The sequence below is a fragment of the Lactobacillus sp. PV034 genome (genome assembly GCF_014522305.1).
Lineage (GTDB): Bacteria > Bacillota > Bacilli > Lactobacillales > Lactobacillaceae > Lactobacillus.
Map to the genome: position 1 here is coordinate 1,549,059 of NZ_CP041982.1, position 21,158 is coordinate 1,570,216.

General features: G+C 35.0%; 19 protein-coding genes. 18 read left to right on the plus strand and 1 reads right to left on the minus strand.

Annotated elements, in window-relative coordinates:
* Positions 1-175 precede the first annotated feature (175 nt).
* From mutS to trxA, 16 genes are all read left to right on the plus strand, one after another.
* On the plus strand, positions 176-2,758 hold the full coding sequence (gene mutS / locus FP432_RS07835) for a DNA mismatch repair protein MutS (protein ID WP_265488760.1): 2,583 nt from the start codon (positions 176-178) through the stop codon (positions 2,756-2,758).
* Positions 2,758-4,656, plus strand: a complete 1,899-nt coding sequence (mutL, locus tag FP432_RS07840; protein ID WP_265488761.1) for a DNA mismatch repair endonuclease MutL — start codon at positions 2,758-2,760, stop codon at positions 4,654-4,656. Before mutS ends, mutL begins: the two co-directional genes overlap by 1 nt.
* Before the next feature lie 4 nt (positions 4,657-4,660).
* Complete coding sequence (gene ruvA, locus FP432_RS07845; RefSeq protein ID WP_265488762.1) at positions 4,661-5,239, plus strand: Holliday junction branch migration protein RuvA; 579 nt, start codon at positions 4,661-4,663, stop codon at positions 5,237-5,239.
* Between the two features lie 34 nt (positions 5,240-5,273).
* Positions 5,274-6,281 carry a Holliday junction branch migration DNA helicase RuvB gene (gene ruvB / locus FP432_RS07850; RefSeq protein WP_265488763.1) on the plus strand — a complete coding sequence of 336 codons (1,008 nt, stop codon included), beginning with the start codon at positions 5,274-5,276 and terminating at the stop codon, positions 6,279-6,281.
* Positions 6,282-6,355: 74 nt separating this feature from the next.
* Positions 6,356-6,751, plus strand: coding sequence for a preprotein translocase subunit YajC (yajC, locus tag FP432_RS07855; protein WP_265488764.1), 396 nt, complete (start codon positions 6,356-6,358; stop codon positions 6,749-6,751).
* 98 nt (positions 6,752-6,849) lie between these two features.
* Positions 6,850-8,298 (plus strand): glucose-6-phosphate dehydrogenase, encoded by a 1,449-nt coding sequence (gene zwf / locus FP432_RS07860; RefSeq protein WP_265488765.1) that lies wholly within the window; start codon positions 6,850-6,852, stop codon positions 8,296-8,298.
* Positions 8,298-9,416 (plus strand): DNA polymerase IV, encoded by a 1,119-nt coding sequence (gene dinB / locus FP432_RS07865; RefSeq protein WP_265488766.1) that lies wholly within the window; start codon positions 8,298-8,300, stop codon positions 9,414-9,416. Before zwf ends, dinB begins: the two co-directional genes overlap by 1 nt.
* 53 nt (positions 9,417-9,469) lie before the next feature.
* Positions 9,470-10,435 (plus strand): DHH family phosphoesterase, encoded by a 966-nt coding sequence (locus FP432_RS07870; RefSeq protein ID WP_265488768.1) that lies wholly within the window; start codon positions 9,470-9,472, stop codon positions 10,433-10,435.
* Positions 10,419-11,798: a DEAD/DEAH box helicase gene (locus FP432_RS07875; RefSeq protein WP_265488770.1), complete on the plus strand. Its 1,380-nt coding sequence runs from the start codon at positions 10,419-10,421 to the stop codon at positions 11,796-11,798. Before FP432_RS07870 ends, FP432_RS07875 begins: the two co-directional genes overlap by 17 nt.
* Before the next feature lie 239 nt (positions 11,799-12,037).
* A complete protein-coding gene (gene alaS, locus FP432_RS07880) occupies positions 12,038-14,686 on the plus strand; it encodes an alanine--tRNA ligase (protein WP_265488771.1) in 2,649 nt (882 codons plus the stop codon).
* Between the two features lie 60 nt (positions 14,687-14,746).
* Entirely contained in the window at positions 14,747-15,004 is a 258-nt protein-coding gene (locus FP432_RS07885; RefSeq protein ID WP_265488772.1) for an IreB family regulatory phosphoprotein, read from the plus strand.
* Complete coding sequence (gene ruvX, locus FP432_RS07890; RefSeq protein ID WP_265488773.1) at positions 15,004-15,447, plus strand: Holliday junction resolvase RuvX; 444 nt, start codon at positions 15,004-15,006, stop codon at positions 15,445-15,447. The genes FP432_RS07885 and ruvX overlap by 1 nt, the downstream gene beginning before the upstream one ends.
* On the plus strand, positions 15,440-15,751 hold the full coding sequence (locus tag FP432_RS07895) for a DUF1292 domain-containing protein (RefSeq protein WP_265488774.1): 312 nt from the start codon (positions 15,440-15,442) through the stop codon (positions 15,749-15,751). Before ruvX ends, FP432_RS07895 begins: the two co-directional genes overlap by 8 nt.
* 51 nt (positions 15,752-15,802) lie before the next feature.
* A complete protein-coding gene (locus FP432_RS07900) occupies positions 15,803-16,345 on the plus strand; it encodes a CvpA family protein (RefSeq protein ID WP_265488775.1) in 543 nt (180 codons plus the stop codon).
* 43 nt (positions 16,346-16,388) lie between these two features.
* A complete protein-coding gene (locus FP432_RS07905) occupies positions 16,389-18,758 on the plus strand; it encodes an endonuclease MutS2 (protein WP_265488776.1) in 2,370 nt (789 codons plus the stop codon).
* Positions 18,759-18,839: 81 nt separating this feature from the next.
* A complete protein-coding gene (gene trxA, locus FP432_RS07910) occupies positions 18,840-19,151 on the plus strand; it encodes a thioredoxin (RefSeq protein ID WP_265488777.1) in 312 nt (103 codons plus the stop codon).
* Positions 19,152-19,185: 34 nt separating this feature from the next.
* On the opposite strand, the gene FP432_RS07915 is transcribed toward trxA, so the two are convergent.
* A complete protein-coding gene (locus tag FP432_RS07915; protein WP_265488778.1) occupies positions 19,186-19,584 on the minus strand; it encodes a YslB family protein in 399 nt (132 codons plus the stop codon).
* A 96-nt stretch (positions 19,585-19,680) separates the two neighbouring features.
* On the opposite strand from FP432_RS07915, the gene murI reads away from it, so the two are divergent.
* Positions 19,681-20,472 carry a glutamate racemase gene (gene murI, locus FP432_RS07920; protein ID WP_265488779.1) on the plus strand — a complete coding sequence of 264 codons (792 nt, stop codon included), beginning with the start codon at positions 19,681-19,683 and terminating at the stop codon, positions 20,470-20,472.
* A 17-nt stretch (positions 20,473-20,489) separates the two neighbouring features.
* Complete coding sequence (locus FP432_RS07925; protein ID WP_265488780.1) at positions 20,490-21,125, plus strand: XTP/dITP diphosphatase; 636 nt, start codon at positions 20,490-20,492, stop codon at positions 21,123-21,125.
* Positions 21,126-21,158: the final 33 nt, after the last annotated feature.

A 21,158-nucleotide genomic window follows, 5' to 3' on the forward strand; every position in this document is an offset into this window, starting at 1 on the left:
ACAACTGAATTTTATTTCCGTTACTAGCCTTGGCTTTAGTAGCTATTTTGTTAGATAATTATTAAATCTTCATGTGATCAGACATGAAGATTTTTGTCATCTAAGAGTTAATATGTTTCAATGAGTTTTACGTTATAATAGAACGTAGGTTTGTAGAAAGGATCCTGAGTTAAGTATGGCCAAAAAAGACACTACTCCCATGATGAAACAATACTATGAAATTAAGGATCAATATCCTGATGCCTTCTTATTTTATCGGGTGGGAGATTTTTACGAATTATTCGAAGATGATGCAGTTAAAGGAGCCCAAATCTTAGAATTAACCTTAACTCATCGTTCTAATAAAACAGACAATCCTATCCCTATGGCAGGAGTGCCCCATATGGCTGTGGATTCTTATGTGAATACTTTAGTGGAAAAGGGATATAAAGTTGCACTTTGTGAACAACTGGAAGATCCTAAGCATGCTAAAGGGATGGTTAAGCGTGGAATTGTTCAATTAGTCACTCCTGGAACAATGATGGCAGATCGCCCTGATCAAGCTAAGGAGAATAATTATTTAACTTCAGTAGTTTCGACAAGCAGTGGTTTTGGTTTAGCTTACAGTGACTTATCCACTGGGGAAACTTTTGCAACTCATTTAAAAGATTGGGAAGCAGTAGCAAATGAACTACTATCACTACAGACAAAAGAAGTAGTTTATGAGGGTGCATTAACTCCGGCAAATAGAGATTTTATAGATAAGGCTAATATTACTTTGTCGGCACCGGTTAAATTAGATGAAGAACATGCTGAAATCTCTTATGTAATGCAGAACTTAAGCCATCAAGCAGAAAAACTTGCTACGCGTCAGCTAGTTGCTTATCTTTTGTCTACTCAAAAACGTAGTTTGGCTCACTTACAAATTGCTCAAAGCTATGAACCAAATCAATACTTACAAATGTCACATACTGTTCAAACTAACCTTGAGTTAACTCATTCAGCAAAAACTGGAAAGAAGATGGGATCGCTATTTTGGTTGTTGGATAAAACCAGTACAGCTATGGGAGGCCGTTTATTAAAGGCTTGGATTGAACGTCCTTTACTTTCATTAAGCGATATTAAGGCACGCCAGGAAATGGTTCAGGCATTTTATGATGACTACTTTACGCGTGAAAATGTAATTGATAACCTCAAGGGTGTTTATGACTTGGAGAGATTAACTGGACGCATTGCTTTTGGTTCGGTTAATGCTCGTGAAATGTTGCAATTATCGAATTCACTTAAAGCAGTTCCTGGTATTTTAGATACTTTAAAAAATTCTGGAAATAAATATTTAGTGGATTTTGCCAAACAAGTTGATCCTTTAACAGGCATCCAAAAATTAATTGAAGAAACTATTGTTGAGGCACCACCTTTATCTACAACTGAAGGAGGAATTATTCGCAAGGGTGTTTCTGATCAATTAGATCGTTATCACGATGCTATGACAAATGGTAAAAAGTGGCTTTCAGAAATGGAGGCTAATGAACGTCAAGCAACAGGAATTAACAATTTAAAAGTTGGTTACAACAAGGTTTTTGGTTACTACATTGAAGTGACGAACTCTAATAAGAGTAAAGTACCTACAGATCGTTATACGCGTAAGCAAACGTTGACTAATGCCGAACGTTATATCACTCCGGACCTGAAGGAACATGAAGCACTTATTTTAGAAGCAGAAACAAAATCCACTGATTTAGAATATGAGCTGTTTGTTAAATTAAGAGAAAATATTAAGACTTATATTCCTGCGCTGCAAACTTTAGGTAAACAATTAGCTAGCCTTGATGTTTTAGTTGCTTTTGCTACTGTTGCAGAACAAAATAATTACGTACGTCCAGCCATGACCAATGAGAGTCACGAAATTAGAGTTACTAATGGACGCCATCCAGTTGTGGAAAAGGTGTTAACTGCTGGAAGTTATATTCCTAATGATGTGATGATGGATAAAAATGTGGATATCTTTTTAATCACAGGTCCTAATATGTCTGGGAAATCCACCTATATGCGTCAAATGGCGCTAATTGCGATCATGGCGCAAATTGGGAGTTTTGTTCCAGCAGATCGAGCTCAGTTACCAATTTTTGATCAAATTTTTACTAGAATTGGTGCAGCAGATGATTTAATTTCTGGTCAAAGTACTTTTATGGTAGAAATGAGTGAAGCTAATGATGCGCTTCAACATGCAACTGAACGTTCTTTGATTTTGTTTGATGAAATTGGTCGTGGAACGGCTACTTATGATGGGATGGCTTTAGCTGGGGCAATTGTAAAATATTTACATGATAAAGTTGGAGCAAAGACCTTATTTGCAACTCACTACCATGAATTAACCGATTTAGCAGAAACTTTAACTCACCTAGAAAACATTCATGTTGGTGCTACTGAAGAAAATGGTAAACTAATTTTCTTACATAAGATTTTGAGTGGCCCTGCTGACCAGTCTTATGGTATTCATGTAGCTCAATTAGCTGGCTTACCTAAACGAGTTTTGCGCGAGGCTACAAGTATGTTGCATCATTTAGAAGCACAAGGAGCTCAGACTACTACTGAGCAACTTGATTTATTTACAGCTCCAGTTGAGGAGCCAGTAGCAGAGGCTCCAGCTTTAACTGATGAGCAAGCTGATGTCTTAGATGATATTAAAGATATTTATTTAGCAGATAAAACTCCGCTTGAAGTAATGCAGCTAGTAGCGCAATGGCAAAATGAACTAAAAGATAAGAAGAAGGACTAATGGCAATAATTCATGAATTATCACCGGAATTAACTAATCAAATTGCAGCTGGAGAAGTTATTGAGCGCCCAGCTAGTGTTGTTAAAGAATTATGTGAAAATGCGATTGATGCTGGTAGCACTAGAATTAGAATAAATTTTGTAGCAGCAGGTTTATCAGAAATTACGGTCCAAGATAATGGTAGTGGGATTGCAAGTGATGAAATTGATTTAGCTTTTACGCGTCATGCTACTAGTAAGATAAGTACTCAAAGAGATTTGTTTAATATTTCAACCTTAGGATTTAGGGGTGAGGCTTTAGCTTCAATTGCGGCAGTAGCTCATGTGGATATTGTAACTAGTGATGGCAGTGAAGTAGGAACCAAGGCAAGTTTTGCTGGTGGACAAAAGAAGGAGCAAGAAGATGCGGCTTCCCCTCAAGGAACAAAAATTACCGTCCGCGATTTGTTTTACAATACTCCTGCACGATTAAAGTATCTAAAGTCAGAACGGACTGAGATTTTAAAAATTGTAGATATTGTTGATCGTTTAGCTTTAAGTCATCCTGAAATAGCCTTTACTTTAACCAATAACAACAAACCTATTTTAAAGACTATGGGACGCAATGATTTAAAGCTAGATGTTGCTAATATTTATGGCCGTCATTTAGCCGAAAAAATGATCCCAATTGCAGGAAATAGCCCAGATTTTAAAATTAAAGGATTAATTTCTAGTGTAGAAGATACGCGTTCGAATCGTAATTTTATCTCTTTACTTTTAAATGGCCGCTATGTGCGCAATAATCAATTAACGCAAAGTATTATGGCCGGTTATGGTAGTAAATTGCGTCCGCGTCGCTATCCAATTGCGGTGATTAATATTGAACTTGATCCTTTGCTAGTTGATGTTAATGTTCACCCGACTAAACAAGAAGTGCGGCTTTCTAAAGATAAGGAATTGGAGCGGTTATTAACTGAAACTATTTCTGATACATTAATGAAGAATGAACACGAAAGTTCAGGATTAGATAACCTGTTAGCCCAAGATAAAAAGGAAGATCAAATTAGTCAATTGCAGTTTGATTTAAATAAAAATGCTGTTAATACTAAGCGTCCAGTTATCTTTGAAGATAATGAATCAGAAGAAAAGAGCCAAAGTGATAATCATTTAGAAGTAAATGAAGCAACTTATGTTGATTTAGATAAGCCACGTAGTGATGATCAGTATGTAATCACTGCTTCTTGGAATAAGAATGTTAATGAGCAAGTAAAACTTACGCCATTTGGCAAATCAGCCGAAAAAGAAGATACATCACTTTTATCTCAGGGTGATGAAGTTGTTGCTAGTCGTTTGGCAGACTTGGTATTGGTAGGGCAGATGGAAGGGTATATTATTGCCCAAGCTCAAGGTGATTTATATTTAGTGGATCAATTGGGAGCGCAAAGAAGATTGAAGTTTGATCAAGTTTATCATGAACTAGAGCAAGAAAATGCATCCCAGCAAGGTTTGTTAGAACCGATCTTGTTAGATTTTTCTAATGTAGATTATTTAAAAATTAAAGAGCAACTAGAACAGCTAAAACAGTTTGGGCTATTTTTAGAAGATTTTGGACAAAATAGTTTCATTTTAAGAACTTATCCTATTTGGTTAAAGCATGATGTTGAGCATCAAGTTCGAAATTTACTAGATATATTTTTGAATGGACTAGCTTCAAATAGTGAAAAATTAAAAATTGAAATTACAAACCAAATTGTTACCCAAAGTATTAGAAATCGTAGAAAACTTTCATCTTTAGAAGCCCAAAATTTATTAAAGGACTTACGTTATAGCTCAGATCCATATCAAGATAGTAATGGAAAAATTATTATTGTTCGTTTAAGTGCGAATGATTTAAATAAGATGTTTAAAAAGAATGAGTAATTAAATGTACGAATATTTAAAAGGTATTGTTACTAAAGTTGAACCAAGTTATATTGTATTAGAAGTAAATGGCGTAGGATATAAGCTTTATTCGCCGACACCATATTCTTATACCGAAAATAAAGAAGCGACAGTTTATGTTGAACAAATTGTTCGTGATACGGGAATTACGCTTTACGGTTTTGTTAAGTCAGAAGATAAAGAATTATTTTTAAAATTATTATCTGTTTCAGGAATTGGTCCTAAGTCTGCCTTAGCTATTATGGCAGCAGAAGATTCGGATTCATTAGCAAGTGCGATTCAAGAGGGGGAAGTTAAGTACTTAACCCGTTTCCCTGGTGTCGGTAAGAAGACAGCCTCACAAATTGTCTTAGATTTAAAGGGAAAATTAGGCGACTATGTCAAAAAGAGTGCCAAGACAGCAGATCTTCCAGCAAGTTTACAAGATGCACTTTTGGCTTTAATTGCCTTAGGCTATACTCAAAAAGAAGTAGACCGGATTACGCCAAAATTAGCTAAGTTGCCTGAAAATACAGCAGATGGTTACATTAAAGAAGCTTTAGGTTTATTATTAAAAAAATAATTAATTAACAATTTAGTAAAGGAAGTGAAGCTAAGTGTCTGATGAAGAAAGAATAGTAGATGGACAAAGTAATGACGAAGAAGAAAATACCGAATTATCATTACGTCCACAGTTTTTAAGCCAATATATTGGTCAAGATAAAGTTAAGTCAGAAATGAAAGTTTATATTCAGGCTGCTAAACAAAGGGATGAAGCTTTAGATCATGTTTTACTTTATGGACCTCCTGGTTTAGGTAAAACAACTTTAGCCTTTGTGATTACTAATGAAATGCAAGTTCATTTAAAAAGTACTTCAGGTCCCGCAATTGAAAAAGCTGGTGATTTAGTTGCTTTACTATCTGAACTGGATCCCGGGGATGTTTTATTTATTGATGAAATTCACCGTTTAGCAAAACCCGTTGAAGAAGTTCTTTATTCAGCAATGGAAGATTATTATATCGATATTGTTGTTGGTGAAGGGCAAACAACCCATGCAGTCCATGTGCCACTTCCTCCCTTTACTTTAATTGGTGCTACTACCAGAGCTGGACAATTATCAGCGCCATTGCGCGATCGCTTTGGGATTGTTGAGCATATGGAATACTATGAAATTGCTGACCTTGAAAAAATAATCTTGCGTTCTAGTGAAGTTTTCAATACTCAGATTAATGAAGATGCGGCTTTAGAGTTGGCACGTAGATCACGTGGTACGCCAAGAATTGCCAATAGATTATTAAAACGTGTCCGTGATTTTGCGGAAGTTAAAGGCGAAGATGCAATTTCTTTAGCAACCACGCAACATGCATTGACTCAACTAGAAGTAGATAATGAAGGGCTAGATCAAACTGACCGCAAGTTACTCGCAACAATGATTGATTCTTATTCTGGAGGTCCTGTAGGGATAAAAACTTTAGCTGCTAATATTGGTGAAGATACTGATACGATTGAATCGGTTTATGAACCATATTTACTACAAAAAGGTTTTATTATCAGGACGCCACGCGGAAGAGTAGCTACGGATAAAGCTTATTTGCAGTTGGGCCTACCACCTAAAAATAAGTAACTGTCAGATTTAAAGAAATAGGTTATAATTAATAATTAAGAAATAAGAGCTAGTTATTTTATGAGGTGAAAATTTTGAATTTATTTTATTTAGCTAATACAGCTGCTAAGGGCGGCAATAATATGTTTATGTGGATTATCTTCATTGCATTGATTGCTTTTTCATATTTCTTTGTAATGCGTCCACAAAAGAAAATGCAACAACAAAAACAACAAATGGAAGCAGGTTTAAAACCTGGTGATCGCGTAATGATGTCAAGCGGTCTTTATGGAACAATTGATACTGTAAATAAACAAGAAAATACTGTAGTAATTGATGCAGATGGCATTTATTTAACTTATAATATTCGTGCCATTGCTAAAGTAGTTAAGTCTGGAACTACTGTGACTAAGACACAAATGGAAAATGCAGCCAAAGAAGATTCTACTGAGAATGAGGAATCAAGTAGTGAAAACCAAAAAGATGAATAATCTTTCCCAAAAAGCGCATTAAGGCGCTTTTTTGTTTTTGTCTTAAGTGCAGCCTATTGTAAAATAAAAACAAGTAGTATTTAAAGGGGGACTATAAAATGAATAACATTCCTGTAGTAATGATTATTTTTGGTGGTTCAGGAGATTTAGCTCACCGTAAATTGTACCCAGCTTTATTTAATTTATATGAAAAAGGATTGATCAAGGATAATTTTGCGGTAATTGGTACTGCTCGTCGTCCGTGGAGTCATGAATACTTAAGGGGACAAGTTGTACAAGCAATCAGTGAAAGTAATGAGCACTATGATGAACAAGCTGCAGCAAATTTTGCCTCTCATTTTTATTATCAATCTCATGATGTGACTGATATTGATCACTATATTGCTTTGAAAAAGTTAGCAGAAGATTTAGATGAAAAGTATCACGCTCAAGGTAACCGTATTTTCTATATGGCAATGGCTCCAAGATTCTTTGGTACAATTGCCTCACATATTAATGATCAACATTTAGTTGGTTCAGGATTTAACCGTTTAGTAGTCGAAAAACCATTTGGTCATGACTTAGCTTCTGCAGAAGAATTAAATAAAATAATTCAAGGAAGCTTTGATGAAGAAAATGTTTACCGCATTGACCATTATTTAGGTAAAGAAATGGTGCTTGATATTACACCTTTTAGGGTGACTAATCCTTTAGTAAGAAATAGTTGGAATGCTGAAGTAATTCAAAATATCCAAGTAACGGTAGGCGAAAGCCTAGGTGTGGGGACTCGTGGTGGTTATTATGATACGTCAGGTGCCTTGCGTGATATGGTTCAAAATCATATTTTCCAAATTATTACTTTATTAGCAATGCCTGAACCAAAGAAATTAACTTCTCAAGATATCCATCAAGCAAAAAAAGATCTTTTGGATAGTCTAGAAATTCCAACTAAAAAAGATGTTGAAGAACACTTTGTCCGGGGTCAATATGAAGCAGGAAAAGATAACCCTGCTTATTTAGAAGAAGACCAAGTAGATCCAAACTCAAATACAGAAACCTATACTGCCGGGATGGTTAAATTTAAGCGTGGTCCAATTGCAGGTGTACCAATTTATTACCGTACTGGAAAAGAATTAAAAGAAAAAGTAACCCGCATTGATATAGTCTTAAAACAAGTAGAGAATTCATATGGGACTACAGAGCCAAATGTCTTAACAATTATTGTGGATCCAAGTAAAGAAATAATTTTTACAATTAATGGTAAGAAGGTTTCTGGTTCTGGTTTAAGAGAGGAATTGTTGAAATTCAATTATTCACAAGCAGAGTTAGACAAGATTCCAGATGGTTATGAACGTTTAATTCATGATATTTTAGTTGGTGATAATACTAACTTCACTCATTGGGCTGAATTAAAGCAATATTGGAAGTTCATTGATGCTATTGAAGCTGCATGGAGCGAATTAAATAAAGAAGGAAAGAAGCCTGCAACTTACAAGCCAGGTTCATTTGGCCCAGCAAGTGCTAATAACATTTTTGAAAATCCTACCGATAAGTGGATTTATCGTTAATGAAAGAGTTATTACCACGTAATAATACTAAAAGAAAGATTATCCATTTAGACATGGATGCTTTCTATGCATCTGTGGAGATGCGTGATAATCCTGCTTTGGCTAAAAAGGCACTAATTGTGGGACAAGATCCACGAAAAGCAAATGGTCATGGTGTAGTTGCGACCGCAAATTATGTTGCACGCCAATATGGTGTCCACTCTGCGATGCCAACCATGAAGGCTTTACGCTTAGTTCCCAAGGATAAAATTGCTTTTGTCAGACCAAATTTTGAAAAGTATCGAGCTGTTTCAGCTCAAATTCATGAATTAATGTATGAGTTAACGGATGTAGTAGAATCAGTTGCTTTAGATGAAGCATATTTGGACGTAACCAAAAATAAACTTGGAGTTTATTCAGCAGTTACTTTAGCAACCCGTTTGCAAGAAAAAATTTTTAAGAAGACTGGATTAACATCTTCGTTTGGAGTTAGCTATAATAAATTTTTAGCTAAAATGGGTTCAGAATTTGCTAAGCCTTTTGGGAGAACAATTATCTTACCAGAAGAAGCAGAGGATTTTTTAGCTCAGCAACCAATTGAAGCTTTTCCAGGAATTGGTAAGAAAACGCAAGAACAATTGCACAGTATGGGAATATTTACTGGAGCTGATTTACAAAATTTGGACGTTAAATTTTTGATTGAGCGTTTTAAAAGAATGGGATATTTTATTGCCCAACATGCTCAGGGAATTGATTTAAGACCGGTAAATAGTACGCGACAGCGGAAGTCAATCGGAACTGAACGGACCTTTGAACCTAATATTTTTGATGAGAATATAGCCTTAACTACTTTGAGAAAATATAGTGAAAACTTGAGTAAAAAATTAAAAGAGAAAAACTTTTTAGCGCAAACGTTAGTAATCAAAGTTAGAAATAATAATTTTGAAACGGTAACTAAAAGATCAAAATTAACAAAACCCACTAATGATGCAATTGAGATTTTTCAAACTGCAAAAGAACTTTTTAAAAGTGTAGATAATTTTTTAACTCAAGGGATCCGCTTATTAGGATTATCAACAACTGACTTGCAAACAAATCAATATGAAGAGATAAGTTTAGATCTTTTTACAACTGAATAATAATTTTAGTAAAATATAATAAAAATAGAACTTATAACTAAGGAGTAATGATAGTGGCAACTTTTGATGAAATCTATGAAAAAATAAAAGAATATCCAACAATTATTTTGCATCGTCATACTAGTCCTGACCCAGATGCACTAGGTTCCCAAGCCGGCTTAGGTCGTGCTTTGAAGGCAAGATTTCCTGAAAAGAAAATTTTGTTTGCAGGTGAAAACGATGAAGGCGATCTTGCTTGGATTAATACGATGGATGATGTATCAGAAGCGGATTATCAAGGTGCTTTAGTTATCACAACGGATACTGCAAATACACCACGTATTTCTAACAAAAATTATGATAAAGGTGATTTCTTAATTAAAATTGACCACCATCCAGATGTTGATCCTTATGCAGATATGAGTTATGTCGATCCCGATTCTCCTGCAGCTTCACAAATTATTGCAGAATTTTTAAATGCAGAAGGGATGGAAATTACTCCAGATATTGCTTATCCACTTTATGCAGGAATCGTAGGAGATACTGGTCGTTTTATGTATCCAGAAACCTCTGCTAAGACTTTTGAAATAGTGGCGCAATTGGCTAAGACAGGCATTAATATTAATGAAATTGCCCGTAATATTAGTGATGTAACTTTTGAACAAGCTAAATTACAAGCTAAGGCAATGGATGAAATGATTGTAGATCCTTCTGGTGCAGCTTATGCAGTTTTAACTCAACAAGATCTGAAAGATCTAGGTGTAACTGGTGATCAAGCATCGGTAACTGTTTCAACTCCTGGCCGCATTAAAGACGTAATTGCCTGGAATGTTTTTGTGGAAAAACCAGATGGCACTTATCGGGTTCACTATCGTTCAAAGGGTCCTGTAATTAATGAATTAGCTGCAAAACATGATGGTGGCGGTCATGCTTTAGCAAGTGGTGCTAATGCTAAGGATATGGATGAAGTAAAGCAAGTATTTGCAGAACTTGTAGAAGTTACTAGAAAGTATCAACAAGAAAATGGCACAAACAAATAATATTTTTGAAAGTGAAAAATTAAGACCTGAGGTAAAAAACGCCTTAGAAAAAATTAAATTTAAGAAGCCTACCAAGGTTCAAGAAAAAGTTATTCCTGAATTATTAACAGATAAAAATGTGGTAGTTCAAGCCGCTACTGGTTCTGGGAAAACTCATGCTTATTTAATTCCAATTTTTAATATGATTGATGAAACAGCTCCCGTTACTCAAGCAGTAATTACTGCACCTAGTCGTGAGCTAGCTAATCAATTATATAAAGTGGCTCGTCAACTAAAAGAAGCTTCTGACTTAAATATTTCAATTGAATATCTTGGTGGTGGTAATGACCGCAATCGTCAAATCGAAAAAGCTTCAAATAAGGCTCCCCAATTAGTAATTGCAACTCCAGGAAGATTACATGATTTTGTTTCTAAAAAGATTATTAACTTAGAAAATGTTAAAGTTTTTGTAATCGATGAAGCTGATATGACTTTAGATATGGGCTTTTTAGGCCAAATGGATCAAGTGATGGCCAAGCTTTCATCTAAGACCTTGCTAAGTGCTTTTTCAGCAACTATTCCAGTTAAGTTGGAAAACTTTTTACGTAAATACATGTCTAAACCAGAATTTATTGTAATTGATAATCCAACTGTTATTGCGCCAACAATTCAAAATGATTTAATTGATGTCGGTTCTGGCGATAAAAAAGAACTGCTATATAAGCTGTTAACTATGGGCCAACCTTATTTAGCCGTTACTTTTGCTAATACTAAAAAGACGGTTGATGAATTAGCAGATTATCTAGAAAATCAGGGCCTTAAAGTAGCGAAAATTCATGGTGGAATTACCGAACGTGAGAGAAAAAGAACCATCCGTCAAGTACGCGAAGGTCAGTATCAATATGTAGTAGCAAGTGATTTAGCAGCTCGGGGAATTGATATTCCTGGTGTTAGTTTGGTAGTTAACTATGAAATTCCAAAAGATTTGGAATTTGTAATTCACCGCATTGGGCGTACAGGTAGAAATAATTTACCTGGTCATGCAATCACATTGATCTATGACGATGAAATGCCAGACATTGAAGATCTCGAAAAATTAGGGATCAACTTTGATTTTAAAGAATTAAAAAATGGTGAGTTAGTTGAACGTACCCACTATCACCGTCGTGATAATCGTCGCGTACGTACTCAAAAACTTGATAACAATATCCGTGGTATGGTTAAAAAAGCTAAAGCTAAACGTAAGCCGGGATATAAGAAAAAGATTCAAAAAGCGATTCAAGAAGATCGTCGCCAAAAACGTAAGTTAGAAGAGCGTCACGAAATGCGTAAAGCAAAAAGAAAACGTAAGCGTGAACGTGATCGTGCACGTGAAAATAATTAATTTGGTCAGTCTTTTTAATTTGTAGTAAAATAGAGAAAGCTTAGGATATGTCTCCAAGTTTAACTTTTCAAAGAGAGAGTTTGATGGTGAGAAAACTTAAAGTTAGCTTGAGGGATGCTCCCTATCCTTTAATAATGAAATAATTGAGAGGTAACAAACACTGTTGCAATCAAGGTGGTACCGCGCTTTAAGCGTCCTTGGCATGCAAACAGTGTTTTTTATTATTTAGGAGAAAATCGATGAAACAATTAACCAGTTCTCAAGTTCGTCAAATGTTCTTAGATTTCTTTAAAGAACATGGACACACAATTATGCCTAGTGCATCATTAATTCCACAAGATGATCCAACTTTATTGTGGATTAACTCAGGTGTTGCAACCATGAAGAAGTATTTTGATGGTTCCGTTGTTCCTAAGAACCATAGATTAACTTCTTCACAAAAATCAATTAGAACTAATGATATTGAAAATGTTGGTAAAACTGCCCGTCACCAAACTTTCTTTGAAATGTTAGGTAACTTTTCTGTTGGTGATTACTTTAAAAAAGAAGTTATTCCATGGGCATGGGAATTTTTAACTAGTCCAAAATGGTTAGGTTTAGATCCGGATAAGCTTTATGTAACTGTTTATCCAAAAGATACTGATGCTTACCACATGTGGCATGATGTTGTTGGCTTACCAGATGATCACATTGTTAAATTAGAAGAAAACTTCTGGGATATTGGTGAAGGTCCATGTGGTCCTGACTCAGAAATTTTCTATGATCGTGGTCAAGAAAATAACGACGTAGCTGAAGATGATCCAGAAAACTTCCCTGGTGGTGAAAATGCGCGTTATCTTGAAATTTGGAATATCGTATTTTCACAATATAATCACTTACCAAATGGCAAATATGTTGATCAACCACATAAAAACATTGATACCGGTATGGGTTTAGAACGTGTTGTATCAATTATTCAAGATGCACCAACTAACTTTGAGACTGACTTATTTATGCCAATTATTCGTGAAACTGAAAAGTTAAGTGATGGTAAAAAATATGGTGCAAATGCCGAAGATGACATTTCATTTAAGATTATTGCTGACCATGTCCGTACAGTGTCATTTGCAATCGGTGATGGTGCACTTCCATCTAATTCAGGTCGTGGTTATGTTTTACGTCGTTTAATTAGACGTGCTGATTTGAATGGTCAACGTTTAGGAATTAAAGGCGCATTTTTATATAAACTTGTTCCAGTTGTTGGCGAAATTATGAAGAGTCACTATCCAGAAGTTGTAGAACAAGAAGACTTTATTCAAAAAGTAATCAAGAACGAAGAAGAAAGATTCCAAGAAACACTTTCATCTGGTCTTAACTTACTTGACAACTTAATTGCGCAAGCAAAAGAAAATGACGATAAGACTATTTCAGGAAAAGACGCCTTCAAGTTATTTGATACTTATGGTTTCCCATATGAATTAACTGTTGAAGCTGCTGAAGACGCTGGCTTAAAAGTTGATAAGGCTGGCTTTGATGCTGAAATGAAGGCACAAAAAGAACGTGCACGTAATGCTCGTGGTAACTTACAATCAATGGGTTCACAAGATGTTACTTTAATGAATATTAAAGATAAGAGTGAATTCGAATACGGTAAGTTAGAAGAAGATCATGCCAAATTAATTGATATTGTTGTGGATGACAAATTAGTAGATAGTGCTGATGGTGAAACTGCAACTTTGATTTTTGATAAGACACCATTTTATGCAGAACGTGGGGGACAAGTTGCTGATCATGGTGATATTTATAACCAAAGCGGCGAATTAGTAGCTAAAGTAACAGATGTCCAACATGCACCTAATGATCAAAACTTACATTTTGTTGATGTGATCTTGCCACTTAAGAAAGGCGAAGAATATGTCCTTAAGGTCGATCAAAAACGTCGTCGTGGCCTTAAACATAATCATACTGCTACTCACTTGCTTCATGCAGCACTTCGTGAAGTTTTAGGCGATCATACTCACCAAGCTGGGTCATTAGTGGAACCTGATTACTTAAGATTCGACTTTTCAAGTTTAGAACCAATGACCAAACGTGAAATTGATAATGTTGAACGTTTAGTTAATGAGAAGATTTGGGAAGAAATTCCAGTAGAAACTACTGTAACTGATCCAGAAACTGGTAAGAAGATGGGAGCATTGGCCTTATTTGGTGAAAAATATGGCGATACTGTTCGAGTAGTTAAGATCGATGACTTTTCAACTGAATTTTGTGGTGGTACTCATAGTGAAAATACTGCTCAAATTGGTATGTTTAAGATTGTTTCAGAATCTGCTGTTGGTGCTGGTACTCGTAGAATTATTGCTGTTACTGGCCCTGAAGCTTACCAATATATGACTGATCATGATGAAATCTTAAAAGAAATTCAAAATGATGTTAAGGCTACTAAGGTTGAAGATGTTAAGACTAAGATTGATTCAATTGAAGATGATTTACGTGCAAGTCAAAAAGAAGTTGAGCAATTAAAGGCACAAATTAATCAAGCTAAAGCTGGCGATTTATTTAGTGACGTCAAGCAAGTCAAAGACCTTACTGTAATCGTCCAAGTAGCTGATGTTGAAGGCATGAATGATTTACGTGAATTAGCTGATAACTGGAAGAGTGCAGATAAATCTGATATTTTAGTCTTAGCTGCGGAAGTAAATGGTAAAGCTAATATGGTTATTAGCTTAGGAGATAAGGCACTAAAAGCTGGTCTTAAAGCCGGTGATTTAATTAAACAAGCTGCTCCATTATTTGGCGGTGGCGGTGGTGGCCGTCCAAATATGGCTCAAGCAGGTGGTAAGAATCCAGCTGGTTTAAATGATGCCATTGCCCAAGTATTAAAAGATATTGAAGAAAAACAAAATTAATTGAGTTACGTTTTAATATCAAGTAAAATTAATAGTGATTAGTTAGATGGGAGGAGTTCTATGAGTTCGCTAGATAAAACTATGCATTTTGATTTTAATCAAAATAAAGGTAAAAATATTTATGATACTTTACAAGAAGTCTATGCCGCTTTGGAAGAAAAGGGCTATAATCCAATTAATCAAATTGTAGGGTACTTACTTTCAGGCGATCCCGCTTATATTCCTCGTCATAATGATGCACGTAACTTGATTTTGAGACATGAACGTGATGAAATTATTGAGGAATTAGTTAAAAGCTATTTAGGTAAAGATAAATAATGCGTCTTCTGGGACTAGATGTGGGTAGTAAAACTGTTGGCGTTGCGATTAGTGACCCTTTAGGAATTACTGCTCAAGAAGTAGAAACGATTCCGATTGATGAAACTAAAATGAATTTTGGGATGAAACGAATTAGAAAGCTAGTTCGCAAATTTCAAGTTGACGGTTTTGTCTTAGGATTACCCAAAAAAATGGATGGAACAAATGGAGAATCAGTCCAAAGAAGTAAGAATTATGGTCAAAGATTAAAAGATAAGTTTGCTTTGCCAGTATATTACGAAGATGAACGTTTAACCACCAAGGTAGCAAATCGCGTTTTAGTCCAAGAGGTTGGGATTCATGATCGGACTGAAAGAAAAAAAGTCATTGATCAGATGGCCGCTGTGCTTATTTTACAGAATTATTTGGAACGAACTAGAAAGGATAAACTAAACAATGAGTGAAAAAATAAATAATCAAGACTCTGAACGACAAATTACTTTAGTTGATGAAAATGGTAATGAAGAATTGTTTGAAGTATTATTTACTTTTACTTCAGAAGATTACGGGAAGTCTTACGTATTACTTTATCCTGCTGCCATTGGTGAAGATGATGATGTGGAAGTCCAAGCATTTTCTTACGATGCAGATGGAGATGGTGATGTAACAAGTTCTGATCTTCATGAAATTACTAATGATGACGAATGGAACATGGTGCAAGGAGTATTAAATACTTTTCTATCAGATGATCGCTTAAGTGGAGAATAGAGTGCTAGAAAAGGCTAGCTTAGCTAGTCTTTTTTAGTAAAAGGAAAAAATATGTTTTCATTTTTCATTATTTTAATATATGTTTATTGCCTTTATGTTGGTTACCGTCGCGGCCTAGCATATGAAGGACTAAGTGCTTTAGGATATTTAATAAGTTTTATAATTGCAGTACTTTTTTATAAACCATTTAGTTCATTATTGACCTTGTGGATACCTTATCCTTCAGCAAATGATCGCAGCAGGTTTGCCTTTTTTGATCAAACTACTGGTTTAACTTTAGATAAGTCATTCTATGCAGTTATTGCTTTTGTCATTATCTTGCTATTTTTCTATGGTATTTGGCGCATAATTATGCATGGATTTAATCAGTTAAAATTCGTTGAGATAAATAAGGAAATTAATACTTTAGCAAGTATTTTAATTGCTTTAATTATTACTCAAATTGGAGTTTATTTATTTTTATTTATCTTAGCAACTATTCCGTCTCCTGGGTTACAGAGTGCGCTAGGTAAATCTATCTTAGCTAATAGTATTTTGCGTTATACGCCAGGGTTATCAAATTTCTTTATAAATTTATTTATCAATGCAATTTAAAGTGGGGGTCCCGGTTATGGGCCCTCTTTTAGTAGGTATAAAAATGAATCCAAAAATTATTGAAAAATTAGAATATAAACGAATTACTAGTCAATTAAGTGATTTTGCAATTACTAGTCCAGCTAAAAAAGCAGCTCTTGATTTATTACCAAGTTCAGATTATGAAGAAGTAAATAAAATGCTTGCTCAAACACAGGTATTAAGCAATATATTGCGTATTAAGGGCCCCTTACCAATTACAGATTTTATTGACGTTAAACCTAGTTTGAAACGATTGAAAATTAAAGCTGATTTGAACGGTGAAGAATTAGGAAATATTTTTTTAGTTTTGGATCTAACACAAGATGTAAATAATTTTAGAGCTGACTTTGAAGATAGAGAAATTGATACTGATCCTATTAGGGAATATCTAGATAAGTTAATAGTTCCCGAAGATTTGTATAAAAAACTTGCTAAAGCAATTAGTAGCGATGGGCAGGTGCTTGATTCAGCCTCAGTAGCTTTAAGTAAAATTCGTCGTGCCCTTAAAGCTAATGAAAATGAAATCAAGAATAAGATGAATAGTTTTATTAAGGGAAATAACTCTAAGTATTTATCTGAACAAATTATTACTATTCGTGACGGCCGTTATGTTGTTCCAGTAAAACAAGCTTATAAAAATAAATTCGGCGGCGTGATTCATGATCAAAGTGCAAGTGGTCAAACTATTTTTGTTGAACCGGAATCAGTATTAACCATCAATAATCGCCAGCAAAATTTACAAGCAGAAGAGCGTCAAGAAATTAGAAATATTTTAAAAGAATTATCTGCTTTTACGGCTGATTTTATTACTGAAATTGCAGCGGATGCTGAAGTATTGACACAGTTGGATTTCTTGAGTGCAAAAAGCAAATTGGCTAAAGCAATGAAAGCAACAGAGCCAGTTTTAACAAATAATCAAGTCTTGAATTTGCGTAAAGCACGTCATCCCTTAATTGATCCTAAAAAAGTCGTAGCTAATGATATCGAATTAGGAGAAGAATTTGATACCATGCTAATTACCGGGCCAAACACAGGTGGTAAAACAATCACCCTTAAAACTATGGGGCTACTTCAATTAATGGCACAGTCAGGTTTATTTATTACAGCTGAGGAAGGTAGTAAAGTAGGCGTCTTTAACGAAATTTATGCTGATATTGGTGATGAGCAATCAATTGAACAGTCTTTGAGTACTTTTTCTTCTCATATGGATCAAATTATCAAGATTATGAACCAGGCAAATGCGCAAGATTTGGTATTAATTGATGAGTTAGGTGCTGGTACTGATCCTGAAGAAGGTGCTAGTCTTGCAATTGCAATTTTGGATGATTTACAAGCAACTGGTTGTAAAATTGCGGTTACTACGCACTATCCAGAATTGAAGCTTTATGGTTATAACAGAGTTCGGACAACTAATGCATCTATGGAATTTGATTTAGAGTCACTTTCACCAACATATAAATTAAGAATTGGGGTGCCTGGACAAAGTAATGCCTTTGCTATTGCTAAACAACTAGGAATGGATGAGCAGGTTGTTGCTAATGCCCAGAATCTAGTTAAAGATGAAAACAGTGATATTAATCATATGATTGATCGGTTAACTGAACAAACTAAGCAGGCAGAAGATTTACGGATACGTTTGGAAAAAGACGTTAGCCAGAGTGAAAATCTGAAAAAGCAGCTTCAAGATGGCCTAGATTGGTACAATCAACAAGTAAATAAGCAATTAGAGAATGCTCAAGAAAAAGCAAATGAACTTGTAGCGAAAAAACGTAAAAAAGCAGATAAGATTATCGCTGACTTAGAACAGCAACAAAAATCTGGCGCGATGGTCCGAACTAATAAGGTAATTGATGCCAAAGGTGCACTTAATAGTTTAGAAAGAGAAAGCTCTAATTTAGCTAAAAATAGAGTACTACAGCGTGAAAAGAGACGCCATCATGTAAATGTTGGAGATACGGTGAAAGTACTCTCGTATGGTCAATCTGGTCAGATTACTAAGAAGCTAAGTGAACATGACTACGAAGTACAAATTGGCATTTTAAAATTAAAAGTTAGTGATCGTGATATTGAAAAAACAGGGACTACTAATAGTAAAAAGAAAAAGACTGAGGTTTCTGTTCGTTCAAGTAGAGGGTTACGTTCTCACAATGCCCACTCCCAATTAGATCTTCGTGGTCAGCGTTATGATGAAGCAATGACAAACTTGGATCGCTATATTGATTCAGCTCTTTTAAGTGGACTTAATAGCGTCACTATTGTTCATGGTATTGGTACAGGTGCTATTCGTAAGGGTGTGCAGCAATATCTTAAACGCAATAAGCATGTTAAAAGCTTTGGTTATGCTCCAGCTAATGAAGGTGGAACAGGGGCAACTATTGTTGAATTTAAATAAAGCTTTTCACTTGCAAAAAGTAAGTAAAGCGTTAGAATATAGGTATAAATATTTTAGAAGTTAAAAAGAGAGGTATGTCTTATGGTTGAAGAAATTAATGACAAATCTTTTGAAAATGAAACCAGTGAAGGTGTTGTATTAACTGACTTTTGGGCAACTTGGTGTGGTCCATGTAAAATGCAATCTCCAGTAATTGAACAATTATCTCAAGAAATGGATGATGTAAAATTTACGTCAGTTGATGTTGACCAAAACCAAGATCTTGCAAAAGAACTTGGTATTATGGCTATTCCAACTTTAATTATTAAGAAGGATGGCAAGATTGTTGACCGTTTAACTGGTTACACTCCAAAAGAAAAGTTAGAACAAATTTTAGATCAATATACTGATTAAGAAAAAGCACTGACGTCACGTCAGTGCCTTTTTCTTAATCTGTTTGAACCGTAATTTCAACGGTTTGCTTTTTTTCGTTTACGCTTGCTGCAGCTTCAGTAGGAGTTCCATTTTGTCTTTCGATACATTCAGCGATAATACCACATTCTAGAGAAAATTCATCACTCCCACTGGCAATACGATCTTGCACAATTTGACCAGAAAGTTCAAATGACGCTGATCTTTTTCGTTCTTTGAGAATTTTAAGTGTACCAAATTCAGCCATATCAAAAAATTCAGGCAGGTCAGTCACGCTTGAAAGATCATATTTGCGACTAACATGCTTACCAGCCCAATAAAGAATTTGCTCTGTATCTTGACCTAAGATTTGCGGTAAAATAGTATCTCGATATAGTGAATTTAAAAAATATAAGTGTTCTTGATTGTCTGCCATAATTTCATTTCCTTTTTGTCTTCTTTAGTATTTTAACCTAAAATAAGTAAAGTAGAAAATATTTTTCTCTTCAATATATAGTGAAGGAGTTAACTGATGGATAATCGTCCAATTGGAGTATTAGATTCAGGTTTAGGTGGATTGACGGTTTTGAAGAAGGTAATCAAGAAATTACCTAATGAATCCACTATCTTTATAGGTGATCAAGCTCATATGCCATATGGGGATCGAAGTGAAAAAGAAATCATTGATTTGACAATGGCGAGCGTTGATTTTTTATTGAAAAAAGATGTTAAAGTTATTATTTTTGGTTGTAATACCGCAACTGCAGTAGCAATGCCAATTATTCAAAAACAAGTACCAGTTCAATTAATTGGGGTAATCCAGTCAGGAGCATTAGCAGCTTCAAGAGAAACAAAAAATAAAAAAGTTGCTGTTTTAGGTACGACTGTAACGACAGAAAGCCATGCATATCAAAGAGAAGTTAAGGGCCGCAACCCAGAAATTGAAGTAAAAGAATATGCACAACCTCTCTGGGCTCCTTTAGTTGAAACTGATCCCGATGAAAAAGAGAAACTTGCAGTTGTCCGAAAAGGAATAGAGGAAATCAAAGATCAAGATTTTGATACTTTAATTTTAGGTTGTACTCATTATCCACTATTAATGGATGAAATTAAGGCTAATTTAGACCCCTCAAAGCAAATTCTAGATCCTGCTGATCAAGTGGCTCAGTATACATATAATGTTCTTAAACGCGATAATATGCTTGCTCAGGGAAAAGCTGAGCATGAATACTTTACTACCGCTACTAATACAGAGAAATTTAACAAATTGGCACAAAAATGGATGGAAGATTCTTCTATTCAATCTAAGCATGTTGATGATTAAAAGAAGTGGAAGTTAAAATGAAACCAGATACCTTATTATTTGCTACCAATAATCAAAATAAAGCTAAAGAAGTAGCTGAAGCACTAAAAAAGGCAAATTTTCCTTTAAAGGTCATCACTAACCGCGACTTAGTTGATCCACCTGAAGTTGTTGAAAGTGGCACAACATTTTTAGCAAATGCCAAATTAAAAGCGCATGCTTTAGCAGAGTTTAGTAATTTACCAACTCTTGCTGACGATTCTGGACTTAAAGTAGATAAATTAAATGGTGCACCCGGAGTTCATTCCGCCCGTTTCGCTGGAGAAGCTCATAATGATGCCTTAAATAATGCCAAGTTATTAGCAGAATTAGGTGGAGTACCAGAAGAAGAAAGAACAGCTACTTTTCATACGACGATGGTAGTTGCATGGCCAGAACATTTTGATGATGATCTAGTGACTGAGGGCGAGATTAAAGGACGAATTCTTACTTATCCTCAGGGTGAAGGGAAGTTTGGTTATGATCCATTATTTTTTGTCCCTAATAAAGGCAAAACTTTTGCTGAAATGACAACTGATGAAAAAAATAGTATTTCTCACCGAGGACAGGCTCTAAGAAAATTATTAGCTGAACTACCAGCTTGGTGGCAAAAGATGGAAAAATTAACTAAGTAAAAAAGTGGAAGAAAGATAAAACTTTCTTCCACT

Coding starts and splice junctions, on each gene's coding strand:
- mutS (WP_265488760.1), top strand. CDS start 176: ATGGCCAAAAAAGACACTACTCCCATGATGAAACAATACTATGAAATT.
- mutL (WP_265488761.1), top strand. CDS start 2,758: ATGGCAATAATTCATGAATTATCACCGGAATTAACTAATCAAATTGCA.
- ruvA (WP_265488762.1), top strand. CDS start 4,661: ATGTACGAATATTTAAAAGGTATTGTTACTAAAGTTGAACCAAGTTAT.
- zwf (WP_265488765.1), top strand. CDS start 6,850: ATGAATAACATTCCTGTAGTAATGATTATTTTTGGTGGTTCAGGAGAT.
- dinB (WP_265488766.1), top strand. CDS start 8,298: ATGAAAGAGTTATTACCACGTAATAATACTAAAAGAAAGATTATCCAT.
- FP432_RS07875 (WP_265488770.1), top strand. CDS start 10,419: ATGGCACAAACAAATAATATTTTTGAAAGTGAAAAATTAAGACCTGAG.
- alaS (WP_265488771.1), top strand. CDS start 12,038: ATGAAACAATTAACCAGTTCTCAAGTTCGTCAAATGTTCTTAGATTTC.
- FP432_RS07885 (WP_265488772.1), top strand. CDS start 14,747: ATGAGTTCGCTAGATAAAACTATGCATTTTGATTTTAATCAAAATAAA.
- ruvX (WP_265488773.1), top strand. CDS start 15,004: ATGCGTCTTCTGGGACTAGATGTGGGTAGTAAAACTGTTGGCGTTGCG.
- FP432_RS07895 (WP_265488774.1), top strand. CDS start 15,440: ATGAGTGAAAAAATAAATAATCAAGACTCTGAACGACAAATTACTTTA.
- FP432_RS07900 (WP_265488775.1), top strand. CDS start 15,803: ATGTTTTCATTTTTCATTATTTTAATATATGTTTATTGCCTTTATGTT.
- FP432_RS07905 (WP_265488776.1), top strand. CDS start 16,389: ATGAATCCAAAAATTATTGAAAAATTAGAATATAAACGAATTACTAGT.
- trxA (WP_265488777.1), top strand. CDS start 18,840: ATGGTTGAAGAAATTAATGACAAATCTTTTGAAAATGAAACCAGTGAA.
- FP432_RS07915 (WP_265488778.1), bottom strand. CDS start 19,584: ATGGCAGACAATCAAGAACACTTATATTTTTTAAATTCACTATATCGA.
- murI (WP_265488779.1), top strand. CDS start 19,681: ATGGATAATCGTCCAATTGGAGTATTAGATTCAGGTTTAGGTGGATTG.
- FP432_RS07925 (WP_265488780.1), top strand. CDS start 20,490: ATGAAACCAGATACCTTATTATTTGCTACCAATAATCAAAATAAAGCT.